The organism is Catenuloplanes indicus (assembly GCF_030813715.1).
Lineage (GTDB): Bacteria > Actinomycetota > Actinomycetes > Mycobacteriales > Micromonosporaceae > Catenuloplanes > Catenuloplanes indicus.
Genome location: NZ_JAUSUZ010000001.1, coordinates 5030225 through 5055054 on the forward strand (window position 1 = coordinate 5030225; position 24830 = coordinate 5055054).

At 71.9% G+C, this 24830-nt stretch carries 22 protein-coding genes; 14 read left to right on the top strand and 8 right to left on the bottom strand.

The window, feature by feature from the left end:
• Positions 1-5: 5 nt before the first annotated feature.
• Together J2S42_RS22650 and pdhA are read right to left on the bottom strand one after the other, a co-directional pair.
• On the bottom strand, positions 6-986 hold the full coding sequence (locus tag J2S42_RS22650) for an alpha-ketoacid dehydrogenase subunit beta (RefSeq protein WP_307242192.1): 981 nt from the start codon (positions 984-986) through the stop codon (positions 6-8).
• On the bottom strand, positions 986-2098 hold the full coding sequence (gene pdhA / locus J2S42_RS22655; protein WP_307242194.1) for a pyruvate dehydrogenase (acetyl-transferring) E1 component subunit alpha: 1113 nt from the start codon (positions 2096-2098) through the stop codon (positions 986-988). The genes J2S42_RS22650 and pdhA overlap by 1 nt, the downstream gene beginning before the upstream one ends.
• A 303-nt stretch (positions 2099-2401) precedes the next feature.
• Here pdhA and J2S42_RS22660 point away from each other — a divergent pair, with 303 nt between their 5' ends.
• On the top strand, positions 2402-2680 hold the full coding sequence (locus J2S42_RS22660; protein WP_307242195.1) for a hypothetical protein: 279 nt from the start codon (positions 2402-2404) through the stop codon (positions 2678-2680).
• Here the strand turns inward: J2S42_RS22660 and J2S42_RS22665 are convergent.
• Genes J2S42_RS22665 through J2S42_RS22675 form a run of 3 tightly spaced genes read right to left on the bottom strand, consistent with a single transcriptional unit; the run spans position 2659 to position 7230 of the window.
• Entirely contained in the window at positions 2659-3876 is a 1218-nt protein-coding gene (locus tag J2S42_RS22665) for a hypothetical protein (protein ID WP_307242197.1), read from the bottom strand. The two genes, J2S42_RS22660 and J2S42_RS22665, sit on opposite strands and share 22 nt — an antisense overlap.
• A gap of 10 nt (positions 3877-3886) precedes the next feature.
• On the bottom strand, positions 3887-5611 hold the full coding sequence (locus J2S42_RS22670; RefSeq protein WP_307242199.1) for a GTPase: 1725 nt from the start codon (positions 5609-5611) through the stop codon (positions 3887-3889).
• A complete protein-coding gene (locus tag J2S42_RS22675) occupies positions 5608-7230 on the bottom strand; it encodes a GTPase family protein (protein WP_370879422.1) in 1623 nt (540 codons plus the stop codon). Before J2S42_RS22675 ends, J2S42_RS22670 begins: the two co-directional genes overlap by 4 nt.
• Positions 7231-7570: 340 nt before the next feature.
• Here J2S42_RS22675 and dnaK point away from each other — a divergent pair, with 340 nt between their 5' ends.
• From dnaK to J2S42_RS22695, 4 genes are all read left to right on the top strand, one after another.
• The gene (gene dnaK / locus J2S42_RS22680) at positions 7571-9442 is read left to right on the top strand and encodes a molecular chaperone DnaK (RefSeq protein ID WP_307242202.1); all 1872 of its coding nucleotides are present in this window, start codon (positions 7571-7573) and stop codon (positions 9440-9442) included.
• A gap of 43 nt (positions 9443-9485) precedes the next feature.
• The gene (gene grpE / locus J2S42_RS22685) at positions 9486-10232 is read left to right on the top strand and encodes a nucleotide exchange factor GrpE (protein WP_307242204.1); all 747 of its coding nucleotides are present in this window, start codon (positions 9486-9488) and stop codon (positions 10230-10232) included.
• Between the two features lie 81 nt (positions 10233-10313).
• Complete coding sequence (dnaJ, locus tag J2S42_RS22690) at positions 10314-11504, top strand: molecular chaperone DnaJ (protein WP_307242205.1); 1191 nt, start codon at positions 10314-10316, stop codon at positions 11502-11504.
• Positions 11505-11518: 14 nt separating this feature from the next.
• Positions 11519-11956, top strand: coding sequence for a heat shock protein transcriptional repressor HspR (locus J2S42_RS22695; RefSeq protein ID WP_307242207.1), 438 nt, complete (start codon positions 11519-11521; stop codon positions 11954-11956).
• 1307 nt (positions 11957-13263) lie between these two features.
• Here J2S42_RS22695 and J2S42_RS22700 read toward each other — a convergent pair.
• From J2S42_RS22700 to J2S42_RS22710, 3 genes are all read right to left on the bottom strand, one after another.
• Positions 13264-13695: a hypothetical protein gene (locus J2S42_RS22700; protein WP_307248935.1), complete on the bottom strand. Its 432-nt coding sequence runs from the start codon at positions 13693-13695 to the stop codon at positions 13264-13266.
• 107 nt (positions 13696-13802) lie between these two features.
• Positions 13803-15014 carry a cation:proton antiporter gene (locus J2S42_RS22705; protein ID WP_307242209.1) on the bottom strand — a complete coding sequence of 404 codons (1212 nt, stop codon included), beginning with the start codon at positions 15012-15014 and terminating at the stop codon, positions 13803-13805.
• 7 nt (positions 15015-15021) lie between these two features.
• Complete coding sequence (locus J2S42_RS22710; protein ID WP_307242211.1) at positions 15022-15522, bottom strand: cation:proton antiporter regulatory subunit; 501 nt, start codon at positions 15520-15522, stop codon at positions 15022-15024.
• Positions 15523-15669: 147 nt separating this feature from the next.
• Here J2S42_RS22710 and J2S42_RS22715 point away from each other — a divergent pair, with 147 nt between their 5' ends.
• From J2S42_RS22715 to J2S42_RS22755, 9 genes are all read left to right on the top strand, one after another.
• Positions 15670-16680 (top strand): sialidase family protein, encoded by a 1011-nt coding sequence (locus J2S42_RS22715; protein WP_307242213.1) that lies wholly within the window; start codon positions 15670-15672, stop codon positions 16678-16680.
• Positions 16681-16787: 107 nt separating this feature from the next.
• Positions 16788-19373: an ATP-dependent chaperone ClpB gene (gene clpB, locus J2S42_RS22720; protein WP_307242214.1), complete on the top strand. Its 2586-nt coding sequence runs from the start codon at positions 16788-16790 to the stop codon at positions 19371-19373.
• 159 nt (positions 19374-19532) lie between these two features.
• Positions 19533-20159 (top strand): DUF4178 domain-containing protein, encoded by a 627-nt coding sequence (locus J2S42_RS22725; protein WP_307242215.1) that lies wholly within the window; start codon positions 19533-19535, stop codon positions 20157-20159.
• A 1-nt stretch (position 20160) separates the two neighbouring features.
• The gene (locus tag J2S42_RS22730) at positions 20161-20646 is read left to right on the top strand and encodes a DUF2617 family protein (RefSeq protein WP_307242217.1); all 486 of its coding nucleotides are present in this window, start codon (positions 20161-20163) and stop codon (positions 20644-20646) included.
• Positions 20643-21071 (top strand): DUF4247 domain-containing protein, encoded by a 429-nt coding sequence (locus J2S42_RS22735; protein ID WP_307242218.1) that lies wholly within the window; start codon positions 20643-20645, stop codon positions 21069-21071. Before J2S42_RS22730 ends, J2S42_RS22735 begins: the two co-directional genes overlap by 4 nt.
• 30 nt (positions 21072-21101) lie before the next feature.
• Positions 21102-21521: a DUF350 domain-containing protein gene (locus J2S42_RS22740; protein ID WP_307242220.1), complete on the top strand. Its 420-nt coding sequence runs from the start codon at positions 21102-21104 to the stop codon at positions 21519-21521.
• On the top strand, positions 21521-22228 hold the full coding sequence (locus J2S42_RS22745) for a hypothetical protein (RefSeq protein WP_307242221.1): 708 nt from the start codon (positions 21521-21523) through the stop codon (positions 22226-22228). The genes J2S42_RS22740 and J2S42_RS22745 overlap by 1 nt, the downstream gene beginning before the upstream one ends.
• A complete protein-coding gene (locus J2S42_RS22750) occupies positions 22228-23781 on the top strand; it encodes a polyamine aminopropyltransferase (RefSeq protein WP_307248937.1) in 1554 nt (517 codons plus the stop codon). The genes J2S42_RS22745 and J2S42_RS22750 overlap by 1 nt, the downstream gene beginning before the upstream one ends.
• Before the next feature lie 49 nt (positions 23782-23830).
• A complete protein-coding gene (locus tag J2S42_RS22755; RefSeq protein ID WP_307242222.1) occupies positions 23831-24787 on the top strand; it encodes a hypothetical protein in 957 nt (318 codons plus the stop codon).
• Positions 24788-24830: the final 43 nt, after the last annotated feature.

The following is a 24830-nucleotide window of genomic DNA, read 5'->3' on the forward strand; positions in this document are numbered from 1 at the left end:
GCCGGTCACCAGCCGTAGGTGCGGTCGACGGCGTCGAGCACCCGGTCCAGGTCGGGCAGGTACTCCTCCTCGACGCGGGCCGCCGGGTACGGAGTGTCGAACCCGGTGACGCGCAGCACCGGCGACTCCAGCGAGTAGAAGCACTCCTCGGTGACCCGGGCCGCGATCTCCGCCCCGAGACCCACGTTGGACGGCGCCTCGTGCACCACCACGCACCGGCCGGTACGCCGGACCGACTCGTGGACCGGGCCCAGGTCCAGCGGCGACAGGCTGCGCAGGTCGATCACCTCCAGCTCGCGACCGTCCTCGGCGGCCGCGGTGGCGGCGTCGAGCGCGGTGCGGACCATCGGGCCGTACGCCACCACGGTCACGTCCGTGCCCGGCCGGGCCACCCGCGCGGAGTGCAGCGGATAGGCCTCCGCCTCCGCGTCGACCTCGCCCTTCTCCCAGTAGCGGCGCTTCGGCTCCAGGAACACGATCGGGTCGTCGGACGCGATCGCCTGCTGGATCATCGTGTAGCCGTCGGACGGGTTCGAGCAGGTCACCACCTTGAGGCCGGGCGTGTGCGCGAAATAGGCCTCGGGGGACTCGGAGTGGTGCTCGACCGCGCCGATGCCACCGCCGAACGGGATCCGGATCACGATCGGCAGCCGGACCATGCCGCGCGAGCGGTAGTGCATCTTCGCGACCTGGCTGACGATCTGGTCGTACGCCGGGTAGACGAAGCCGTCGAACTGGATCTCGCAGACCGGGCGGTAGCCGCGTAGTGCCAGGCCGACCGCGGTGCCGATGATGCCGGACTCGGCCAGCGGGGTGTCGATCACCCGGTCCTCGCCGAAGTCCTTCTGCAACCCGTCGGTGATCCGGAACACGCCGCCGAGCTTGCCGACGTCCTCACCCATGATGACGACCTTCGGATCCCGGTCGAGCGCGCGCCGCAGACCGGCGTTCAGCGCCTTGCCGAGGGTCAGAGACTCCGTTGCCATCAGTGCGCGCTCCCCTCGAAGGACTTCCGGTACGCGTTGAACCGCTCACGCTCGCCGTCGACCAGCGGTGATCCATGAGGGTAGACGTTGTCGAAGATCGAATCGGGAGCCGGATCCGGCATCGTGAGGACGCGCTCACGCAGGCGCACAGCCTCGGTCCTGGCCTGCTCGTCCACCTCGGCGAAGAACGTCTCGTCGGCGATCTGCTGCCGGCCCAGGAACGCGGCGAGCCGGGCGATCGGGTCGCGTGAGCGCCACGCCTCCGCCTCCGCGGGCGGGCGGTACCGGCTCGGGTCGTCCGACGTGGTGTGCGCGCCCATCCGGTACGTGTACGCCTCGATCAGCGTGGGCCCCTGGCCGCTGCGTGCGTGGTCGAGCGCGTGCCGGGTGACCGCGTAGGACGCGAGCACGTCGTTGCCGTCCACCCGTACGCCGGGAAAGCCGAAGCCGGCCGCGCGCTGGTAGAGCGGGACCCGGGTCTGGCGTTCGATCGGCTCGGAGATGGCGTACTGATTGTTCTGGCAGAAGAAGACGACCGGCGCGGTGTAGACCGCGGACCAGATGAACGCCTCGTTCACGTCGCCCTGCGAGGTCGCGCCGTCGCCGAAGTAGGCGATCGCCGCCTCGCCGTCGTCGCCGCCGACCTTGCCGTCCATCGCGATACCCATGGCGTAGCCGGTGGCGTGCAGCGTCTGCGCGCCGATGACGATCGTGTACATCCCGCAGCGGGTCTCGATCGGATCCCAGGCGCCCTGGTCGACGCCGCGGAACAGGCTGAGCGGCATGATCGGGTCGATCCCGCGGCAGTAGAGGACGCCGTGCTCACGGTAGGTCGGGAAGACCATGTCCTGCGGGCGCAGCGCGCGGCCGGACCCGACCTGCGCCGCCTCCTGCCCGAGCAGGCTGGCCCAGATGCCCAGCTCGCCCTGGCGCTGCAACGCGGTCGCCTCCGCGTCCAGCCGGCGGACCGTGACCAGGTCGCGGTAGAACCCGCGGTATTCCGCGTCGGTGAGGTCGACGGAGTATTCGACACCGTCCGGCCCGACGGCCCGGTCGACCCGTTCGCCGTCGGGGGTCAGTAGCTGGACGAGCGTGTCGTCGTCTCGCGCCATGAGCGTCTCCCTGTGAGCCGGGGCGCGTCCGGGGGTGTCCTGCGGCGCGCCGCTCGATCCGTTCTGCCCGGTGGGCAGCGGGTTCCCCGAGGTCGCGCCTAGCCCAGGTGAGGGCTTGCCGCGCGGGCCGGGGAGGGGTGCTGCTCCCATCCTTGCAAGAAGGTGAGCTGGATTACAGATCTCCGGGTGCGCGAATATGTCGTCGCGGTTTCGGCCACCACGTTAAATAACGATATTTCGTACAAATCGTGCCCATATCTCGAACGGTCCGTTACTAAACCGGAACTCAGCGTGAGGTAGGGGATGGTGCAGGTGTCAGGGGTGGCCGGGTCGTCGCGACGCTTCGCGGCCACGGTGGCGATGCTGGTCGCGCTGGCCTCGCTGCCGGTGCTGGCCGTCCTCCAGGCGGGCGCGGCCGCGCTGGCCCGGACGTCCGCGGTGCCGGGCGGACCGGTTGCGCCGTTCCTCGCCCCGCCGTCCCCGGCGCCGATCGTGCTCGGCCCCCGGGTCGTGATCGTGGCGCCCTCCGCGGGGCCGGGCCAGTCCTCCGCGGGGCCGGGTCAGTCCTCCGTGGGCGGCTGACGGCGGGCCTCGAGCCAGGCCTCCAGTGCGTCCGGGTCCTGCGGGTCGACGCCCTCGGCCAGCAGCTGTGCCACCGCGGCCGTGGCCGGGCTGCGCTGCTCGCCGGTCGTGTAGAGCCGCACGAACTCCGGGATCAGGTCCTCCAGCTGCGCGATCGACGCGGTGACCGCGGCGTCCGGCAGCTCGCGGCGGCGGTGCGCGTACGCCGTCCAGGCGCGCACCACGCGGGGCAGCATCGCGGCGTCGTCCACGTCCAGCACCGCGCGCCGGTGTACCCAGTCCAGCAGGAAGAAGCCGGCCACGGCCGGGCTCCAGCGCAGCGGGTCCGCATCCGGCAGCGTGGCCGCGTGGTCCAACACCAAGCCCACGCCGAACTGCAGGGACGAGCGCTCCGCCTCCGTCTCCACCAGGTCCAGCTGCTGCGACTCGGCCTCCGGCGAGCGCAGGAAGTCGGCGATCAGCGCGGACCGGGCGCCGTCACTCATCGGCGCGGCGCCGGGCATCTCGACCGAGTCGCCGGGCAGCACCGCCAGCCGGGCACCGGCCAGCGCGCGGTCGGTGGCCAGCGACGACGCGGCCGGCAGGCTGGACAGCTCGTCGGTGATCGCCAGATGCCGGACCACCTGCTCGCGCAGCCGTTCCGGCGCCTCGTCCCGGAACCAGGTCATCTCGTCGGTGGCGCAGAGCGCGCGGACCTGCGCGACGATCTTCTCGGCCGAGCCGCTGACGAAGACGTCCTTCGCGATGCCGATGTTGTGGTCGATGAGCGCGACCACCGCGTGCTCCGGTCCGCCGAGCGCCTCGTCGTCGTAGGCGAACGCCGCGATGTACGTGGTCTGGTCGCCGTAGACGTCGCCGTACGCCCAGGTGCCGGTGCACCGGACGCGGCCGAGCAGTGGCGCCCAGGCGGGTGCGCCCGGACCGGGCCGCACCGCGGACGCGCCGTTCGCGTCCGGCACCAGTGCCGCGAAGACCTGCCGGATCGCGCCGGCGGCCGGTGCGGTGCGGTCCGCGGTCACGGCCAGGAAGTCGCCGGTGAACCCGCGCACCGCTTCCGCCCTTGCCTCGTCGGCCAGCTCGTAGAAGCTGCCCAGCAGCGCGGTGCCGAGCAGCTCCGCGTCGTAGGCACAGTCGAGCTTGACGACGTCGCGGGCGGCCTCGAGCACGGCGTCGTGCGGCGTCCGGGGTGCGGGCATGGGTCCGAGCCTACGCGTGATCGGACCGGGCGAAGGCCATGGCCTCGCGTGCCCGCGCGTACGACTGCAGAACCTCCCGCACCGGCGACACCACGGTCCGCCGGGCCACGGTGGTGACCTCGGCGCGCAGCCTCTGGTCCACGCGGCGGCGTGCCCGCCGGGCCGCCAGCGCGATCACCGGACGGGCGATCAGCGCGAGCAGCGCACCGGTCAGCAGGCCGCCGAGGAACAGCACGGTCGGCAGCGGCGTGGTGCCTACGTCCGGGTAGTCCAGCGCGGGCAGGCCGAGCGCGCGAATCGCGTACCCGGTGATCAGCCAGCCCAGGCCGATGGCTGCGGCCAGCGTGACCAGCCACTGCACGAAGCCGGCCAGGCGCCACCAGATCGGCGTGCGCATGCCCAGGTCGGTACCGGCCACCGCGGAGTCCAGCGCGTCCGGCACGTCCTCCAGGCGCGAGCGGGCCGCGTCCACCACCCCGGGGCGCCACGGCTCCGGCAGCGCGGCGGCCGCCCGGTCCGCGACCTGCCGGACCGCGAGCTTGACCGCGGCCCGCTGCGCCGCGTCCGGGTCCGGCACCGAGGTGGCCGGCAGCGGCTGCGCCGGGGGTTCGTCGTCCTTCAGGCCGTCGAGCAGTCCGTCGGACGGTCCGGCCGAGGGCAGGTCCAGGTGCAGCCGGCGCAGTGGGTCCGGACGCAGCCGGCGCAGGCCGCGCAGCAGCGGCCAGCCGGTCATCCCGATCGCGCGGTGCCGGTAGGCGCGCTCGGTCGCCTCCACCACCGCGGGCACGCCGGCCATCACCGCGAATGCGTCGACCAGCGCGGCCACCGCGGCCCGGTCCACCACGTCCTCGGCCACGGCCGGGCCGACCAGCTCGCCGAGCCGGTCCGCGGTCGCGTCCACGTCCGCGGAGAGCCTCAGCAGCGCGGCCTCGCGCTTGGCGACCGCCTGTTCCAGCTGCCCGCGCAGCGGTGCCAGACCGGGTAAGGCCTGCAGCGCGGACGTGGCCAGGACCGGAACCTCCGGCAGGCCGTCCTCGACCAGCAGCCGGCGCAGGTCGGTCACCACGGCCTGCTGGTCGTCGGGCATCAGGCGGTCGGCCTGGTTGAGCACGACCACGGTCACCCCGGCGTGGGTCTTCAGCTTCTGCAGGTATGCCTCGTGGACCGTGCGGTCCGCGTACTTCTGCGGATCGACCACCCAGACGATCAGATCGACCAGCCCGAGCAGCCGGTCCACCTCGGTGGCGTGCGCGCGCTGCACCGAGTCGAAGTCGGGCAGGTCCAGCAGCACCAGGCCGCGCAGCGCGCTCTGGTCCTCGCCGTCCAGCGCGCTCTCCCGGACGAACCGGTGCCGGGGTAGCACGCCCACCCAGTCGAGCAGCGCGTTCGCGCCCTCCAGCGAGCCCCAGACGCAGGCGTGCGCGGCACCGGTGGTCGGCCGGCGCATGCCCACCTGGGAGAGCGGGAGCCCGGCGAGCGCGTTGAACAGGCTGGACTTGCCGCTGCCGGTGCTGCCGGCCAGCGCGACCACGGTGTGCTCGCGGGACAGCGCCAGCCGGGCGTCGGCGCGCTCCACCACGGTGTGCGCGCCGGTCAGCCGGTCCGGCGGCAGCACGCCGTCGACCGCGCGGAGGAACCGGCGCAGCGAGTCGACGCGGCGCAGCAGGCTGTCCGCGTCCAGCGTGCGGGACGGCGCGAGCGCGTCCCGCATCCGGGAGACCAGGCCGCCGCTCATCGGGTCACCAGCGCGGCGTCGGCCCGGGCCGCCTCGACGTCGAGCGCGGCGCCGCGCAGCCGGCCGGCCGCGTCCGGGACCGTCACGACCAGCGCGGTGAAGCGCGCGGCCTCCTCATCCAGCAGCGCGGCGACACGGTCCAGCAGGTCGGCGCGGGCCTTCGCGGCGAGGCTGCGGATCGCCTGGTCGCCGAAGATCGCCTCCAGTACCTTCTGCGCCGCGACCGTGGTGCCGCCGGCGACCGCGACCTCCGCGCCGGTCGGGATGAATGCGGTGGACGCGAACACCACGACCATCACCAGCAGGCCGGTGGCGTTCACCGCGTACGCGGTGCCGCGCGCGAGCGCCCGCTTGTCACCGGCCTCCGCACGGACCATCTCCAGCACGTGCCGTTGCCAGTCCCGGATCAGCCGCTCCGCGCGTTCCGGCAGGTCGGGACCGGCCCGGCCGAGCGGCGGGGACAGCAGCGCAGCCCCGGCCGGGTGCGCCTGCCAGCCGGTGTACGCCGCCTCGGCGGCCTCGTCCGCCGCGCCGCGGATCAGCGTGACCAGGTTGCCCTCGATCGCCGACCGGAGCGCGTGCCCGGGCGCGGGACGACCGGTCAGCGTGGACACGATCCGGTCCCGCAGCCGGCCGATCTGCGCCTCCAGCGTGCGCATCAGCTCACCGGTGCCGACGAACTCCTGCCAGCGGGCCAGCACCTCGCCGCGGAGCAGCCGGCCGTCCTCGACGCCGTGCGCGACCGCGCGGTTCGCGTTCCGGTACGCGTTCGTCACCCGGTCGGTGAGCGTCTCCGCGGCCTTGTTCTGCTCCTCGGCCGCGTCGGCCAGCGACGCGGTGGTGGGCGCGAGCGCGGCCAGCGCGCCGTCCAGTGTGCGGCGGACCACGTCGGCCCGGGTCTCCGCGTCCGCGGCCAGGTAGCCGATCCAGGCACTGAGGTCGCCGAGCGCGGCCGGTGGCAGTAGCCCGTCCGCGGCCAGCCGGGTCTCCGGCACGATGAACAGCGGCGCGGCGCCCAGCCCGTTGTCCCGCAGCATCTCCGCGAGGTGAGCCGCGACCTCCTCGGCCGCCTCCGGCGCGACCCGGTCCAGCACCATCGCGATCACGGTGCCGCGCTGCCGGGCGGTGCGCAGCAGCCCCCAGGGGACCGCGTCCGCGTACCGCGCGGCGGTGGTCACGAAGATCCACAGGTCCGCGGCCGCGAGCAGCTGCCCGGCGAGCGCGCGGTTGGCGTCCACCACGGAGTCGATGTCCGGCGCGTCCAGCAGCGCCAGCCCGGGCGCGAGCGTGGGCACGCCGACCAGCTGCAGGCTCTTCGGGTCGGTGCTCGGCTCATCGGCCCGGGTCAGGCCGGGCAGCAGCTCGCCGCGCCGGAACCACTCCAGGTCGGCCGGGTTCGCGGCCAGCAGCGGCGCCCGGGTGGTCGGGCGGAGCACGCCGGACGCGCTCACCTTCGCCGCGACCAGGCTGTTGACAAGCGTGGACTTGCCCGCGCCGGTGGAACCGCCGACCACCGCGAGCAGCGGTGCGTCCAGCCGGGCGAGCCGTGGGATCAGATAGTCGTCCAGTTGTGTGACGAGTGCCGCACCGGCCTCCGTGGCGTCCGCCGCGGACGGCATGACCAACGGATACGACGTGGCGGCGACCACCGAGCGCAGGTGGTCGAGCGCCTCGGCCAGCGAGGCGGGGGTGAGCTCACCGCGAGTCTGCACAGTTCTCCCCGGAGACACGGTCACGCTCCCCGCGAGCGCCCGGCCAGAGTAATAAGGGTGCCCGATCGGTGGGTTTCGAGGTACCCCTCAGTTACAGCGGATAAACTTGCGCGTGACGCGCTCAACTCTCCACTTGACGGTTTTGGTGATCGTGGCAGTATTGAGTCCGGTCCACTCAACTTCGGATCGGTGGAAGCCCTCGGTGCCGTCAGGCGCCGCGGTTCGAGAAGTGAAGTGAGGAAGAAACATGGCACGTGCGGTCGGCATCGACCTGGGCACGACGAACTCCTGCGTGAGCGTTCTCGAAGGCGGCGAGCCGACCGTGATCGCCAACGCGGAGGGGTCGCGCACCACTCCCTCGATCGTGGCCTTCGCCCGTAACGGCGAGGTGCTGGTCGGCGAGGTCGCCAAGCGGCAGGCCGTGACCAACCCGGACCGGACCATCCGCTCGGTCAAGCGCGAGATCGGTTCGACCTGGTCGATCGACATCGACGGGAAGAAGTACAGCCCGCAGGAGATCTCCGCGCGGGTGCTCATGAAGATCAAGCGCGACGCCGAGGCGTACCTCGGCGAGCAGGTCACCGACGCGGTGATCACCGTCCCGGCGTACTTCAACGACGCCCAGCGGACCGCCACCAAGGAGGCCGGCGAGATCGCGGGCTTCAACGTCCTGCGCATCGTCAACGAGCCGACCGCGGCCGCGCTCGCCTACGGGCTGGACAAGGGCACCAAGGAGCAGACCGTCCTGGTCTTCGACCTCGGCGGCGGCACGTTCGACGTCTCGCTGCTGGAGCTGGGCGAGGGCGTCATCGAGGTCAAGTCGACCTCCGGCGACAACCACCTGGGCGGCGACGACTGGGACCAGCGGGTCATCGACCACCTGGTCAAGACGTTCCGCGGTGAGCACGGCATCGACCTCGGCCAGGACAAGATGGCCCTCCAGCGCCTCAAGGAGGCCGCGGAGAAGGCGAAGATCGAGCTGTCCGCCGCCACCACCACCAGCATCAACCTGCCGTACATCACGGCCGGCCCGTCGGGTCCGCTGCACATGGACATGACGCTCAGCCGCGCCGAGTTCCAGCGCATGACGCAGGACCTGCTGGACCGCTGCAAGGGCCCGTTCGAGCAGGCGATCAAGGACGCGGGCGTCCGGGTCTCCGACGTGGACCACGTCATCCTGGTCGGCGGCTCGACGCGTATGCCGGCCGTGACCGACCTGGTCAAGCAGCTCACCGGCCGTGACCCGAACAAGGGCGTCAACCCGGACGAGGTCGTGGCCGTCGGCGCCGCGCTCCAGGCCGGTGTGCTCAAGGGCGAGGTCAAGGACGTCCTGCTGCTCGACGTGACCCCGCTGTCGCTGGGCATCGAGACCAAGGGTGGCATCTTCACCAAGCTGATCGAGCGCAACACCACCATCCCGACCAAGCGCTCCGAGGTCTTCACCACGGCCGACGACAACCAGCCGTCCGTGCTGATCCAGGTCTTCCAGGGCGAGCGGGACATCGCGGCTTACAACAAGAAGCTCGGCACGTTCGAGCTGACCGGCCTCCCGCCGGCGCCGCGCAACGTGCCGCAGATCGAGGTCACCTTCGACATCGACGCGAACGGCATCGTCCACGTCAACGCGAAGGACCTGGGCACCGGCAAGGAGCAGTCGATGACGATCACCGGTGGCTCCGCGCTGCCGAAGGACGACATCGAGCGGATGATGCGCGAGGCGCAGGACCACGCGGACGAGGACAAGCGCCGCCGGGACGACGCCGAGGCCCGCAACGTGGCCGAGCAGCTCCAGTGGCAGACCGAGAAGTTCCTGGCGGAGAGCGGCGACAAGCTGCCGGCCGAGTCCCGGGACCAGATCGGCGAAGCGCTGGGCGAGCTGCGCGGCGCGCTGGGCGGCACCGACATCGAGGCGATCAAGACGGCGCACGAGAAGCTGGCGACCGTCTCCCAGCAGGCCGGTTCGCTGCTCTACCAGCAGCAGTCCGAGCAGGCCGGTGCCGAGGGCGCCGCGGGTGCCGGCGCGGGAGCGGGTGCGGCCGGTGCCGCGCCGGGCGGTGCGCGGAACGCGGCGGACGACGTCGTGGACGCCGAGATCGTCGACGAGGACAACAAGAAGTGACCCGACGGTTCACCGTGGGACGTGTGCGAGGTGAGGTGAAGGCATGACCGACGAGCAGCAGAAGCCGGACGACACGGCCGGATCCTCTCCGGAGCGCGAGCGTTCCGGAGAGGGCACCGAGCGGGTCGTCATAAGGGACCGGCGGAAGATCGACCCTTCCGTCGCCAAACCCGGTGCGAAGAAGCCGGAGAAGTCCGAGGAGCCCGAGGTCGTGGAGCCGGACGAGGTGCTCGACGCCGAGTCCGCCACGGACGCGAAGGACACCGCGGAGGCGCCTCCGACCGAGGAGAAGCCCGAGTCGAACGAGGAGAAGGTGGAGCGGGTGGGTAAGCACGCCGCGAAGACGCCTCCCCTCTCCGCTGAGCTGGAAGCGCTGCGGACCGAGGTGGAGGACCGCACCCGCGACCTCCAGCGGGTCACGGCGGAGTACGCGAACTACCGCAAGCGGGTCGAACGCGACCGTGCCGCGGCGAGCGAGCAGGCCACCGGTTCGGTGCTGTCCGCGCTGCTGCCGGTGCTGGACGACCTGGACCGGGCGCGCGAGCACGGCGACCTGGTCGGCCCGTTCGCCAGCGTGGCCGAGCAGCTCCAGGCCGCGCTCGGCAAGTTCGGGCTGGTCGCGTTCGGTGAGAAGGGCGACCCGTTCGACCCGAACCGGCACGAGGCGGTGGCGCACCTCACCTCCGCCGAGGTGACGGAGACGACCTGCATCGACGTGATGCGGCGCGGCTACTCGCTCGGCGACCGGCTGCTGCGACCCGCGATGGTGGCGGTCGCAGACCCGGAGTGAGCTCCCGACCGGCGAGGTGGCCCGTGCATCGGGCCACCTCGCCGGTCATCCAGGCGATGAGCCAGCGAAGGAGGTGGATTGGTGAGTTCCAAGGACTGGCTGGAAAAGGACTTCTACTCCGTTCTCGGCGTGCCGAAGTCCGCCTCCCAGGACGACGTCAAGAAGTCGTACCGCAAACTCGCCCGCGAGCTGCACCCGGACCACAACCCGGGCAACAGCGAGGCGGAGGAGCGCTTCAAGTCGGTATCCGAGGCGTACGACGTGCTGTCCGACGAGCGGAAGCGCAAGGAGTACGACGAGATGCGCGCGCTCTTCGGCTCGGGCGCGTTCCGGCGCAACGCCCGCGCCGGTGGCGGCCCGGGCGGCGGCGCGTTCCCGTTCGACGTCTCCGACCTTTTCGGCGGCGTGAACACCGGCGGTGCGACCGCGGGCGACCGGCGCTTCGGCGGCGCCGGCTTCTCCGACCTCTTCGGATCGATATTCTCCGGCGGGGGTGGCGGCCGGCAGGGCCCGTCCCGCGGCCGGGACGTCGAGACCGAGGTGACCATCGACTTCGGTGCCGCGGTGCGCGGCACCACCCTGCCGATCACGCTGCGCGCGCCCGGCGTCTGCGACGTCTGCCACGGCAACGGCGCGAGGCCCGGCACCCAGCCACGGACCTGCCCGACCTGCCGCGGTTCCGGCCTGGTGCAGCGCAACCAGGGCTCGTTCAGCTTCTCCGAGCCCTGCAAGGACTGCCAGGGCGTCGGCACGATCGTGGACGAGAAGTGCCCGGAGTGCCACGGCACCGGCGGAGTGACGAAGACCCGCACGATGAACGTCCGGCTGCCGGCCGGCGTCGCGGACGGGCAGCGGATCCGGCTGTCCGGCCGCGGTGAGCCCGGTGAGCGCGGCGGATCGCCCGGCGATCTCTACGTGCTGGTCAAGGTGCGCCGCGACGAGCTCTTCGCGCGTAGCGGCGACAACCTGACGCTGACCGTGCCGATCACGTTCGCGGAGGCGGTGCTCGGCACCGACCTGCGCGTACCCACGATGGACGGCGCGGTGACGCTCAGGGTCCCGCCGGGTACGCCGAGCGGCCGGGTGCTGCGCGCCCGCGGCAAGGGCGTGCCCAAGCGGGACGGCGAGGCCGGCGACCTGCTCGTCACGCTCGAGGTTCAGGTGCCGAAGGACGTCTCACCCGAGGCCCGGGACGCGCTGCGCACGTTCGCCGAACGCACGCCGGCCGCATCCCGGGAACACCTCGAGGCACGGGTACGCAGAGCTGGATAGGACGAGGTGACACCGTGGACGCGCGCATCCGCATCGCGATCGAGGGAGTCTCGGACGCCAAGGTCTTGATCATCTCCGTGGCTGCCCAGATGGCCGGCATGCACCCCCAGACCCTCCGCCAGTACGACCGGCTGGGTCTCGTGCAGGCCGGCCGGGCCGCCGGCGGCGGTCGCCGATACAGCGCCCGCGACGTGGCGCTGCTCCGCGAGGTGCAGCGCCTCAGCCAGGAGGAAGGCGTCAACCTGGCCGGCATCAAGCGCATCATCGGCCTGGAACACCTCGCCGGCGACCTCCAGGAACAGATACTCGAGCTCCAGGAGGAACTGGCCGCGGCCTACCGCCGCATCGCCGAACTCGAGGCGATGGCCGCCTACCCCCGCCGCGACCTGGTCCCGACAAGCCAGCGTTCCACCGCACTGGTGGTCTGGCGCCCGCGGGAACGGCCGCAGTAGCACTTCGGCGAGCTTTACGAAGATCAAATTTCTGATCTTCCCGCTTCCGGCGTGGTTCGGCCCGCATGCTCCCGCGGGCCAACCTCGCCGGCCGGCAAGACTCCGCTGGCTCCGCTTCCCGCCCGGCACCGGAGCCGTTCCCGCACACCCCCAAACAACCCCACACCCCCGCAACACCACAGTCCCGCCCCCACTTCTCGGGCCGCGCTTCTCGCGCCGCGCCGCGCTTCTCGCGCCGCGCCGCGCTTCTCGCGCCGCGCCGCGCTTCTCGCGCCGCGCCGCGCTTCTCGCGCCGTGCCGCGCTTCTCGTGCCGCGCCGCGCTTCTCGTGCCGCGCCGCGCTTCTCGTGCCGTGCCGCGCCGCGCCGCGCCGCGCTTCTCGCGCCGCGCCGCGCTTCTCGTGCCGTGCCGCGCTGCTGACGTCGCGCCGTGCTTGTCGCGCCGTGTCGAGCTTTGGGCGCCGTGCCGCGCTGCGTTTCTCGCGCCACACCGCGTTTCTTGTGCCGCGCCGGGCCTTGCGCGCCGCGCCTCTCGCCCCGTCGTCTTGCGGCGTGCCTCTCGCGCCGTGCCGCACGGAACCCTTGCTGCGTCGCAATGTCCCGCCATTGTGCGGATCAGGCCTGCGGTGCCACGCCATAGGCCGCGTGGCGCGCGTCATCAATGTGCGTGACCCGCTGCCGGGTTGTCTGGCAATGGCGGGTTGAGGCGGGGTTCCCGTCCGGCGTCTGGGATCAAATCTTCCGCAGTCTGGGATCGAAGATCTTTCCAGTCCGTGTTGCTGTTTCCGCCCGCCTGAAACAGCAACACGGACTGGAAGGATCTCGGCTCGTGCCGGTGGCGAGCCTGACCAGCCGTGCGTCGTCATGCGAAACGTCGATATAGCGCGGCTTGGTGTCGTGCGGCAGTTGCGGGTGACAGGACGGCCGCGTGCAGACTCGGCGTGGTGGGGGTTGGGTCTTTGGCCGGCCGCGGCGGGACCGGCAGGGAGGAGCGCCAGCGACGACCGGTGCCCGCGGGAGCATGCGGGCGGCACCACGCCGGAAGCGGGAAGATCGCTCTCTGGGTTTGGATCTTCGTGGTTGTGACGTCGAGGCCGGGAGGGGAGCGCCTCGGGGATGAGATGCAGCCCTAAAGGCGAAATGTCGGATTTTTGCCCGAGCTGGGCGGTGAGCCGGTTATGGTCACCCAGGGTGCGCGACGACGGGTCGCGAGGCCGATCGGCCTGTCATGACGGCTCGCGGCGCCGGTTCGGGCGGGGATCCACGGGGGCTCCCCGCCCGGGCCAACAACATTGAGCGGCCGGAACGCTCAGCCGAGTCGGCGGGACTGGCGGACCAGGCCGCCCTCGCACCAGTCGTGGTAGTCGAACAGTTCCGGGCGAGCCAGCAGGACCCGGGCGTTGTGGGCCCAGATTGCCATCAGCTCGTCGCCGTCGTCCTCCGCGGTCTCGACCAGTTTCCGCAGCCGCCGTTTCGGGTGGGCGCGAAATTTTGTCCGGATGCCGTCGGCCGCGTAGATGTACAGGCAGTGCAGCGCGAAGCGGCGGGCCGGGCAGGTGCGGTCCATGGCCAGCTCGAAGAGGGTGCCGACCAGCCGGTCGCCGGACACGAGGAGATCCCAGTCCGCGGGCATCGACTCCAGCGGCACCGAGTCGGGCTGGTAGGCCCATGCGCGGAGCTCGGCGGCGCTGGGATCGACCGGGTTCGCGAAACCGTGGAAGCTCGACTGTTGCACGCTCACCATGCGACTCCAGTCCGTGGTCACACCCAAAGCTCATTGCGGCGACACGGTAACTCGCCGCTACCGCCGACCGGAACCCGGGCGGCGTGCCATTTCCGGGAATTGCGTCAGAGGCTGGTGTCGGTCTGCGGTATCGGGTGCGCCGGCACCGTGGCGGTCCGCCGGCGCAGCATGGCCTTGAACCACTCGGTGTCCGGGATGCGGGCCAGCATCGGGCCGGTGATCACCGTGATCAGCACGTAGGCGGTGGCCAGCGACGCCAGCTGCGGTTCCACGCCGGCCGCCACCGCCAGCCCGGCGATGACGATGGAGAACTCGCCGCGCGGCATCAGCGCGAGCCCGGCGCGGAACCGGCCGGGCAGCGCGATCCCGGCCCGTTTCGCGCCGAGGTAGCCGGTCAGCACCTTCGTGCTCATGGTCAGCGCGGCCAGCGCCAGCGCGGGCAGCAGCACGTGCGGGATCTCGGCCGGGTGGGTGGACAGCCCGAAGAACACGAAGAAGACCGCGGCGAACAGGTCGCGCAGCGGCGTCAGCAATTCCACCGCGTGGTGCGCGACCGGGCCGGAGAGCGCGATGCCGACCAGGAACGCGCCGACCGCGGCGGACACCTGGAGCTTGTCCGCCAGGCCGGAGACCAGCAGCGTCACGCCGAGCACGCCGAGCAGCAGCGCCTCCGCGTCGTCCGCGGCGATGAACGCGGAGATCGCGTTGCCGAACCGGATCGCCACCAGCAGCACGACCACCACGGTCGCGACCGCGATCACCAGCGACGTGGCGCCCGCGGCCAGCGACACACCGGCCAGCACCGCGGTGAGGAGCGGCAGGTAGAGCGCCATCGCCAGGTCCTCGATCACGAGTACGGAGAGGACCACCGGCGTCTCGCGGTTACCGAGCCGGCCCAGGTCGCTGAGCACCTTCGCGATCACGCCGGACGAGGAGACCCAGGTGATGCCGGCCAGCACCAGCGCGGCCACCCAGTCCCAGCCCATCAGCAGCGCGAACGCGGCGCCGGGCAGCGCGTTGAGCACCGCGTCGATCAGGCCGGCCGGTGCGGACGAACGCAGGTTGCTGACCAGCTCACCGGCCGAGTACTCCAGGCCGAGCATGACCAGCAGCAGGATGACGCCCATTTCGGCGCCGACCTCGATGAACTCCTCGCTGGCGGAGAGCGGCAGCAGGCCGCCCTCGCCGAACGCCAGGCCGGCGATCAGGTAGAGCGGGATCGGGGACAGCCCGACCCGCCGCCCGATCCGGCCGAGCAGGCTGAGACCGAGGAGGACCGTGCCGAGCTCTATGAGGAGTATGGAGAGGTCGTGCATACGCGGCTCAGCCGTCCGGCTCCGTCTCGGCCAGGATGGCCGCGACGCCGTCGAGCCCTTCCCGGGTGCCGACGACGACCACGACATCACCGGTCTGGAAGGCGAACGACGGCACGGGGGAGGCGATCACCTCGCGGTCGCGGAGGACGGCGACGATCGACGCGCCGGTGCGGGTGCGGGCCCGGGTGTCGCCGAGCCGGCGGTGTGCCCAGGGCGAGCCGGCCGGGATGGAGATCTGCTCGGTGAGCAGCCCCGCGGCCTGCGAGCGGAGACCGGCGAGCTGACCCAGCATGAGCGAGGCGCCCAGCAGGTCGGCCAGCGCCTCGGCCTCGTCGTCGGTGAGCGGGAGCGAGGCGATGCAGGCGTCCGGATCGTCCTGGTCGTAGAGCACCAGGTCGCGACGGCCGCTGCGGTGGGAGACCACGCCGATCCGGCGGCCGGACGCCATGACCAGGTCATGACGCACGCCTATGCCGGGGAGAGCTGTCTGTTCGACCCTTACTCGCACGGGATACACGCTACCCAACGGTTTCCCGCCGTCCGCGGACGGATCACCTGTGTGGGAACCTCGCCGCCACCTCGACACTTGTCATCTAGGACCGAGCGTTTCATGATGATCGCCCTCCGGAGGCGGATCGTGCCGAAAAGTCGCAGGTTGATCGCATCGTTGCTCGCAGTCGCGCTGCTGCTGACGGCCGCGGTGCTGCTGCACCGCCCGCCTTCGGCGACCGAAGATCAACCCCCTTCGACGGTACGCCGTGCGACCGTCGCCGTCCCGCCCGGCATCAGCGGTCCGTCGATCCAGTTCGTCGACCGGAACGCCGGCTACGCGCTGTTTCACGGGTGCGAGGAGTGCCCGGCCACGATGTTCGGCACCGTGGACGGCGGCGTCTCCTGGCACCGGATCACGCACCCGGCGACCGGCCGGGTCGCGCTCTACGGTTCGCCGCGGGCGCTGGTGCTGTGGTGGATGAGCCGCGACGTGTGGCTGATGTCGACCGACCGCGGCGCGAACTGGACCCGGATCGAACCCTGGCTCGCGCCGTACCGTGGTGCCCGGGGTCTCTTCCAGTCGGGCGAGAACGGTCAGGTGGTGTTCTGGCGGGACGGCCGGCCGCAGCGGGTGCCGGAGCCGCCGCCGCTGCCGTTCGTGAGCGCGGTCGCCACCGGCGCGGACGGCCGGTCCTGGGCGGTGTGCCGGTCGCGCGACGGCGTGCTGGCGGTGCTCTCCGTGGACGGTGGCAGGAGCTGGACGACCACGCCGGTGCCGCAGCAGGGCGGCTGGCCGGTCTCGTTCAGCGTGCTGATCTCCGCGGACGGCCGGGACGTCTGGCTGGTCGGCACGCCCGGCGACCCGTACGCGTTCCCGCTGATCTGGACGTTCGTGGCGGGCCGCTGGCTGCCGGTCTCCCCATCCGGGCGCCCGCCGACGGTCACCGCGGTGGTGCCGGTAGGCGGCGGTGCGCTGGTGGTCGCCGGCCTGGGCGGGATCGGCGCGGTGCGCCACGGCCGGTACTGGCCGATCCCTGATTGGCCCGCGCGGGACCTGCTGACGCTGCTGGAGGACGGCACGATCGTCGCGCAGGACGGCACGTCGACGTGGCTGGGCGCCGGGTTCGACACGGCCCGGCGGTGGACCCGGATCGACCTGAATTCGGCCGGATAAACCCGCGGCGTGACGTGGGCAACCCAGAGTTGAGTGGAATAGACTCAACTCCGGTGGTGTCATAGAACGCGGACACCACGCTTGAAGGTAACCACCATGGGGAGCCGATGAACGCCGAACGCCTTACCACCAAGAGCCGCGAAGTCATCACCGCCGCGGTGGCCGACGCCGGCCAGCGGGGCCACGCGACGGTCGAGTCCTGGCACCTGCTCCTCGCGCTGCTCGACACCGGCGGGTCCACCGCCACCGGGCTGCTGCGCGCCGTCGGCGCCAACCCCGCGGACGTCCGCCGCGCCGCCGCCCGCGCCCTGGAGAACCTGCCGTCCGCGCGCGGCTCCAGCGTCGCCGAGCCCAGCCTGGCCCGCGAGTTCGCGAACGCGGTGGGTGCCGCCGAGCAGATCGCCCGCCCGCTGGGCGACGAGTACACGTCGACCGAGCACCTGCTGGCCGGCCTGGCCCGGGTCGGCGGCCCGGTCTCCGAGCTGCTGCGCAAGGCCGGTGCGACGGAGGAAGCGCTGGTCGCGGCGTTCCCCGCGGTGCGCGGCGGCGACCGCCGGATCACCTCGGCCGACCCGGAGCAGACCTACCAGGCGCTGGAGAAGTACGGCATCGACCTGACCCAGTCGGCCCGGGACGGCAAGATCGACCCGGTCATCGGGCGCGACTCGGAGATCCGCCGGGTGATCCAGGTGCTCTCCCGGCGTACCAAGAACAACCCGGTCCTGATCGGCGAGCCCGGCGTGGGCAAGACCGCGATCGTGGAGGGCCTCGCCCAGCGCATCGTCGCGGGCGACGTGCCGGAGTCGCTGCGCGACAAGAAGCTGGTCTCGCTGGACCTCGGCGCGATGGTCGCCGGTGCGCAGTACCGCGGTCAGTTCGAGGAGCGGCTCAAGTCCGTACTGGAGGAGATCAAGAACTCCAACGGCCAGGTCATCACGTTCCTCGACGAGCTGCACACCGTGGTCGGTGCCGGCAAGGGCGAGGGCTCGATGGACGCGGGCAACATGCTCAAGCCGATGCTGGCCCGTGGCGAGCTGCGGATGGTCGGTGCGACCACGCTGGACGAGTACCGCGAGCACATCGAGAAGGACCCGGCGCTGGAGCGCCGTTTCCAGCCGGTGTTCGTCGGCGAGCCGACCGTGGAGGACACGATCGGCATTCTGCGCGGGCTGAAGGGCCGCTACGAGGCGCACCACGGCGTGGAGATCACGGACGGTGCGCTGGTCGCGGCCGCCAGCCTCTCCGATCGGTACATCGCGGACCGGTTCCTGCCGGACAAGGCGATCGACCTGATCGACGAGGCCGCGTCCCGGCTGCGCATGGAGATCGACTCGCGCCCGGTCGCGATCGACCAGCTTCAGCGCACCGTCGACCGGATGAAGATGGACGAGCTGGCGCTGGCCAAGGAGACCGACGCGGCCTCCCGCGACCGGCTGGAGCGGCTGCGCCGCGACCTCGCGGACCGGCAGGAGGAGCTGACCGTGCTCACCACGCGGTGGGAGCGCGAGCGCGGCGGCCTGAACCGGGTCGGCGAACTGAAGAAGAAGATCGACGAGATGCGCGTCGACCTGGAGCGCGCCCAGCGCGAGACGAACTGGGAGCTCGCGTCCCGCCTGCAGTACGAGGAGATCCCCGCGCTGCAGCGGGAGATGGAGACGCTGGCCGGCGAGCCGCTGCCGGACGAGCCGCCGATGGTCAAGGAGAAGGTCGGCGAGGACGAGATCGCCGAGGTGGTCGCGGCCTGGACCGGCATCCCGTCCGGCCGGCTGATGGAGGGCGAGACCGCGAAGCTGCTGCGGATGGAGGAGTCGCTGCAGTCCCGGGTGATCGGCCAGGCCGAGGCGGTCGGCGCGGTCTCCGACGCGGTCCGGCGGGCCCGCGCGGGCATCGCCGACCCGGACCGGCCGACCGGATCGTTCCTGTTCCTCGGCCCGACCGGCGTCGGCAAGACCGAGCTGGCCAAGGCACTGGCCGGCTTCCTCTTCGACGACGACCGCGCGATGGTGCGCATCGACATGAGCGAGTACGGCGAGAAGCACTCCGTCGCGCGCCTGGTCGGTGCCCCGCCCGGTTACGTCGGCTACGAGGAGGGCGGGCAGCTGACCGAGGCGGTGCGCCGCCGGCCGTACTCGGTGATCCTGCTCGACGAGGTGGAGAAGGCCCACCCGGACGTCTTCGACCTGCTGCTGCAGGTGCTGGACGACGGCCGCCTCACCGACGGCCAGGGCCGCACCGTCGACTTCCGGAACGCGATCCTGATCCTGACGTCGAACCTCGGCTCGACCATCATCTCCGACATCACACTGCCGGAGGACGCGCGCCGCGAGGCCGTGCTGTCCGTGGTGCGCGGGCACTTCAAGCCGGAGTTCCTCAACCGGCTGGACGACATCGTGGTGTTCCACGCGCTCACCGGCGTGGAGCTGGCCTCGATCGTCGACATCCAGCTCGACGCGTTGCGCCGCCGGCTGGCCGACCGCCGGCTCGGGCTGGAGGTCACCGACGGCGCGCGGACCTGGCTGGCCGAGCGGGGCTACGACCCGCTCTACGGCGCCCGCCCGCTGCGCCGCCTGGTCCAGTCCGCGATCGGCGACCGCCTGGCGAAGGCGCTGCTCGCCGGCGAGGTGCTGGACGGCGACACCGTCAAGGTGGACGCCAGCCCGACCGGTGACGGCCTGATCGTCGGCGTGGCCTGAGCCCCACTACGGGAAACCGATGTCTGAAGGGCCGGGAAAGTCCCGGCCCTTTGGATTGCAATCTCGACAAGGCGCTTCTTCCCAGATCGCGGAGGGTGACAGGGCTTGCTACCGTCTGCGGCCAGCGGGACTTGATCGGCCTGGGAGGGGATCGCCGGCGTGAACGGTGGCAGTGCGTATTTCGTGGTCGCTCTCGGCTGCGTGCTCGTGGTCGTGGGCATCGTGGCGCTGGTCATCGCCTACAACAAAGCCCAGCGGAAGCCGGCACCGGCGCCCGCGGCGAAGGGCACCGACCCCTTCCACACCAAGGACGAGGACGCGTTGCGCGGCGACCCACGCACGCTCGCGCCCGGCGACATCGTGGAGATCCGCGGCACCAGCTGGGCCGTGCGCGGCAGCCTCCGGCTCACCGAGGGCTCCTGGGGCTGGACCGAGCACCTGATCGACGACGCGAACGGCGACCAGGCCTGGCTCTCCGTCGAGGAGGACCCGGACCTGGAGGTCGTGCTCTGGCGCGAGGTGCCGGACGTGACCGCGAAGCCGGGCGCGGCCACGGTCGACGTGGACGGCCGCCGCTACACCAAGGACGAGTCCGGCCGCGCGCAGTTCACCTCGACCGGCACGACCGGGCTGAACGAGACCGGCACCGTCAAGTACCACGACTACGAGGCGAAGGACGGCGCGCTGCTCTCCTTCGAGTCGTACGGCGACTCCGGCAAGTGGGAGGCCGCCCGCGGTGAGTCGCTGGTCCGCGCCGAGTTCCGGATCTACCCGCAGGCGCGGTGACATGCTCGTCGACCTGACGCTGCCCTACGCGGACACCACGGCCGCCGACCTGAGTTTCGCGCTCGGCATGCCGCCCGCGCCCGCGCTGCACGTGCTGGAGATCCCCGAGCTGGGCCTGCAACTTCGCCTGCTCGGCGCGTCGCACCAGGTGATGATGGGTGAGCTGAGCGAGACCGTGGCCTGCCTGCCCGGACAGCGGCCGGACCTGCCCGGCACGGTCACCGATGAGCGCTACCGCTTCGCGGCCGAGATCCGCACGCTGACCCCGGCGGAGATGTCCGCCGAGGTGAGCCGGCTGCGCGCGGAGCTGTCCGGGCACCCGCACGGGCTGGTCGGCCAGTTCCCGGGCGACCCGGACGCGATCACCGCGCTGCTGGCCTACCCGGACGGCGCGGACGCGGTCGGGTGGCGCACCTGGCACGCGTACCCGCAGACCGGTGAGCTGGTCGAGACCACCACATCCGTACGACTGGGAGCGGCCGCATGACGAAGCATCGCCGGTGGTTCACCGTGGGCATCGTGCTGGCGGTGGTCGGCGCGCTGGTCGCCGGGTGGGCCATCCTCTACGGCAACTTCTCGGTGCGCGGCTACGTCGATGACAAGTTCCAGCGCTCCGCCTCCAACGACATCGGCGACGACGCGGTGGCGTACGCGTCGAACAACGCGCCGACCGCGGTGGCCGCGCAGATCACCAAGGCCTGGGAGCCGGCCGACGAGGTGGTCGACGCGAGCGGCGTCTACCTGCGGTACGCGGACGACGCGGTGGTCATCCTGCCCGCGGCCGTCGGCTCCCTGATCCTGATCGAGGACATCGACTCGGCGCGGCGCCGGTACAGCGGCCACACCGGCGGCTACTGGGGCTGGGGCAGCGGCAACACCATCCGCGGCGGCGGGCCCGGATCCGGCAAATGACCACCACAATTCTCGAAAGGCGCTGAGTCGATGGATCTGCTTACCGACCTGCTGATCACGCTCTCGTACGGTGTGATCGGTGTGGCCCTGATGGCCGTCGGCTACCTGCTGGTGGACATCGCGACGCCGGGCAAGCTGCACGTACTGATCTGGGCGAACCGGAACAGCAACGCCTCGGTGCTGCTCGCGTCGAACCTGCTCGGCGTCGGCATCATCGTGGTCTCCGCGATCGTGGCCAGCCACAACGACTTCGCCCAGGGCATCGTCAGCACGCTGGCCTACGGCGTGCTCGGCCTGCTGCTGATGGCCGGCGCGTTCCTGCTGCTGGACGCGGTGACCCCGGGCCGGCTCGGCGAGATTCTGGTGGAGCAGGAGCCGCACCCGGCCGTCTGGGTCTCCGCCGTCATCCATGTCGCCACCGGTGCGATCATCGCGGCGGCGATCATCTGATGAACACCGTCGCGCGGCTCGCGGGCACGTTCGCGGTGCTGGCCGTTGCGCTGGCCGGCTGCTCGACCGACAACAGCACCACGGTGCCGCCACCCACCACCGATCAGGCGACCGAGACCGCGCGCGTGCTCGCCGCGGCCACCGCTGTGCAGGGCATGTGCTACGGCTGGGACCTGCGGGCGAACTCGTCGTCCGAGGGTGCGTCGGTCAGCCGCGGCTCCAGCCTCGGCGCACAGGTGCCGGTCGACTCCGACCCCACCCGGTGCCCGGAGTACATCGAGGTCGTCGCGCGGGTCACCTACACGTCGGCCAGCAGCGAGGCCGAGGACTCCGCGTCGATGACCGTGGAGACGAACAGCTCGCGGGTGACCGGTGCGGACCTGGCCCGGCGCCTCGCCGCGATCGGCTTCACCACGAGCGTGTTCATCGACGAGCCCGGCTTCATGACCATGCACGCCGCGCTGTCGCTGCCGCTGGTCACCGCGGAGGCCGGGGCCGCGACACCGGTGCCGGCCACCGGCGCGTCCGCCGCGTCGGCCGGGTCGCTCGCGGCGCTGCCGCCGGCCGGTAACGACTTCCTGCGCGACCGGTGGGGCTTCCTGGTCTTCGCCGGTGGCTTCGTTCTCGCCGGTCTCGCCGCGGCCGGGATCGGTGTGTGGCAGCGTGGCAGGGTGAGCACGCCGCAGCCCGCGCCGACGAAGCGCTGATGGACTTCGCGGGACGGCCGAGGATCGCCCGGGCCGCGGTGCTCGCGGCGGTCTTCGTCTGCGCGGCCTGCGGCCTGGTCTACGAGCTGGCGCTGGTCGCGCTGGGCAGCTACCTGATCGGTGACACGGTCGGCCAGGCCTCCATCGTGCTCGGCGTGATGGTCTTCGCGATGGGCGTCGGCGCGCTCGCGGCCAAGCCGTTCCAGCACCGGGCCGCCTCCGCGTTCGCCGCGATCGAGCTGCTGCTGGCGCTGCTCGGCGGCCTCTCCGTGCTCGGCCTCTACGCCGCGTTCGCCTGGCTCGACCTCTACGCGCCCGCGCTGATCGGTACCGCCTTCGTGCTCGGTGTGCTGATCGGCGCGGAGATCCCGTTGCTCATGGTGCTGCTGCAACGCATCCGCGAGCAGTCCGCGGGCAGCGCGGTCGCCGACCTGTTCGCGGCCGACTACGTGGGCGCGCTGCTCGGCGGGCTTGCGTTCCCGTTCCTGCTGCTGCCCGTCTTCGGTCAGCTGCGCGGCGCGCTGGTGGTCGGCGCGGTCAATGCCGCGGCCGGGGTGATCCTGGTGTTCACGGTCTTCCGCCCGGCGATGAGCCGCCGGGCGAAGATCGGGCTCGGTGCCGGCTCCGTGGTGGTCGCGCTCAGCCTCGGGTACGCGTACGCGGTCGCGTACGACTTCGAGGTGAACGCGCGCCAGGAGCTCTACCGCGACCCGATCGTGCACGCGGAGCGCAGCCGCTACCAGGAGATCGTGCTGACCGAGTCGGTGCCGATCGTCTCCGGCGGCGTCGCGGACACGCGCCTCTTCCTCAACGGCGACCTGCAGTTCAGCTCCGTCGACGAGTACCGCTACCACGAGGCGCTGGTGCACCCGGTGATGGCCGGGGTGCGGGGCGACGTGCTGGTGCTCGGCGGCGGCGACGGGCTCGCGCTCCGCGAGGTGCTGGCGTACCCGTCCGTCACGTCGGCCACGCTGGTCGAGCTGGACCCGGCCGTGGTGGCGCTGGCCCGGACCCGCCCGGAGATCCGCGCACTCAACCGCGATTCCTTCGAGGACCCACGGGTACGGGTGGTGGAGGCGGACGCGTTCGCCTGGCTGCGCTCCGCGGCCAGCCGGTACGACGCCGTGGTGGTGGACATGCCGGACCCCGACGAGACCGCGACCGCGAAGCTCTACTCCGTCGAGTTCTACACGCTCGTGCGCAACGTGCTGGACGAGGGCGCGAGCATGGTGGTGCAGGCCGGGTCGCCGTACTTCGCGCCGAAGTCGTTCTGGTGCATCGAGGCGACGATCCGCGCGGCCGGGTTCGGCACCACGCCGTACCACGTGGACGTGCCGTCGTTCGGCGACTGGGGCTTCGTGCTGGCCGCGCCGGACGCGCCCGGCCCCGCACTGCGCACCGAGCCACCGGCCACGCCGCGCTTCCTCTCCCCGTCCGTGCTGGCCGCCGGCGCGGTTTTCCCGCCCGACCGCGGCCCGGTCGACGTGAAGGTCTCCACGCTTCTGTCGCCGCACGTGCTGGAGTATGTACGCAGTGAATGGCGAAGTTATTGATGAGCGGGTTTCATCAGTGGTGAAACCGATCGCATAAGAGGGGAGCGTCGTGTCGAATCCCTACAGTCAGGGCGTCCAGCCGGTGCCGCAACGGCCGGGCGTCGTGACGGTGGCCGGGTATCTGCTGTTCGCCACGGCCGCACTGACGGTGCTGGGCAGCCTGGCGTCCATCGTGTCCATCGGGCCGACCATGGACGTGTACGCGAACGCCTACGCCGGGACCGCGGCCGAGGGCACCGAGGCGGTCGTGATCGGCAGCCTGGTGTTCGGCGTGGTGGTCAACCTGCTGCTGGCGGCTGGCTTCGTGGCGTTGGCGATCTTCAACAACAAGGGCAAGAACCCGTCGCGCGTGACCACCTGGGTGATCGGCGGCCTCAGCATCTGCTGCACCGGCTTCGGGCTGGCGGGCACCGCGCTCAGCAGCGCGATGACCGGACTCACCGCTGACCTGCCCGCCGACAGCGGCATGCCGGATCCGGAGGCGGTCAACCAGCAGCTGGCCGACGCGATCCCGGCGTGGGTCACCCCGCTCACGGTGGTCACCAGCGTGCTCACGCTGCTGCTTCTGCTGGCCGTGGTGATTCTGCTGGCGCTGCCGCCGGCGAACGACTTCTTCCGCAAGCCGGCCGCGGTCTGGCAGCCGCCGGGCGCGGGCTACCCGGGCGGTTACCCGGGTGTGCCGGGCAGCGATTACCCGGGTGCGCCGGGCGCGGGTTACCCGGGCTACCCGGGCGGGGTGGCTTACCCGCCGCCGAGCCAGGCGCCCTACCCGCCGCAGCCGGCCCAGCCGGGTACCTACCCGCCGGACTATCCGCCGGCGCCGCAGGCCGGTTATCCGCCGGCACCGCAGGGTGGGGCCACGCCGCCGGACTACCCGCCGCCGCCCGCGTCGGGGCCGCCCGCATCGGGGCCGTCGCCGTTCGACAACCCGGCTCCGCCGTGGTCCGGCCCGCCGAGCCCGCCGCCGTCGGATCCGCCCGCACCGCCGTCGTCCTCGAACCCCTGAGTTGTCGCACGAGCCCCGTCGCGCCCCGCGCGGCGGGGCTCAC

Coding starts and splice junctions, on each gene's coding strand:
- J2S42_RS22650 (WP_307242192.1), bottom strand. CDS start 986: ATGGCAACGGAGTCTCTGACCCTCGGCAAGGCGCTGAACGCCGGTCTG.
- pdhA (WP_307242194.1), bottom strand. CDS start 2,098: ATGGCGCGAGACGACGACACGCTCGTCCAGCTACTGACCCCCGACGGC.
- J2S42_RS22660 (WP_307242195.1), top strand. CDS start 2,402: ATGGTGCAGGTGTCAGGGGTGGCCGGGTCGTCGCGACGCTTCGCGGCC.
- J2S42_RS22665 (WP_307242197.1), bottom strand. CDS start 3,876: ATGCCCGCACCCCGGACGCCGCACGACGCCGTGCTCGAGGCCGCCCGC.
- J2S42_RS22670 (WP_307242199.1), bottom strand. CDS start 5,611: ATGAGCGGCGGCCTGGTCTCCCGGATGCGGGACGCGCTCGCGCCGTCC.
- J2S42_RS22675 (WP_370879422.1), bottom strand. CDS start 7,230: ATGCCGTCCGCGGCGGACGCCACGGAGGCCGGTGCGGCACTCGTCACA.
- dnaK (WP_307242202.1), top strand. CDS start 7,571: ATGGCACGTGCGGTCGGCATCGACCTGGGCACGACGAACTCCTGCGTG.
- grpE (WP_307242204.1), top strand. CDS start 9,486: ATGACCGACGAGCAGCAGAAGCCGGACGACACGGCCGGATCCTCTCCG.
- J2S42_RS22705 (WP_307242209.1), bottom strand. CDS start 15,014: ATGCACGACCTCTCCATACTCCTCATAGAGCTCGGCACGGTCCTCCTC.
- clpB (WP_307242214.1), top strand. CDS start 16,788: ATGAACGCCGAACGCCTTACCACCAAGAGCCGCGAAGTCATCACCGCC.
- J2S42_RS22730 (WP_307242217.1), top strand. CDS start 20,161: ATGCTCGTCGACCTGACGCTGCCCTACGCGGACACCACGGCCGCCGAC.
- J2S42_RS22735 (WP_307242218.1), top strand. CDS start 20,643: ATGACGAAGCATCGCCGGTGGTTCACCGTGGGCATCGTGCTGGCGGTG.
- J2S42_RS22740 (WP_307242220.1), top strand. CDS start 21,102: ATGGATCTGCTTACCGACCTGCTGATCACGCTCTCGTACGGTGTGATC.
- J2S42_RS22745 (WP_307242221.1), top strand. CDS start 21,521: ATGAACACCGTCGCGCGGCTCGCGGGCACGTTCGCGGTGCTGGCCGTT.
- J2S42_RS22750 (WP_307248937.1), top strand. CDS start 22,228: ATGGACTTCGCGGGACGGCCGAGGATCGCCCGGGCCGCGGTGCTCGCG.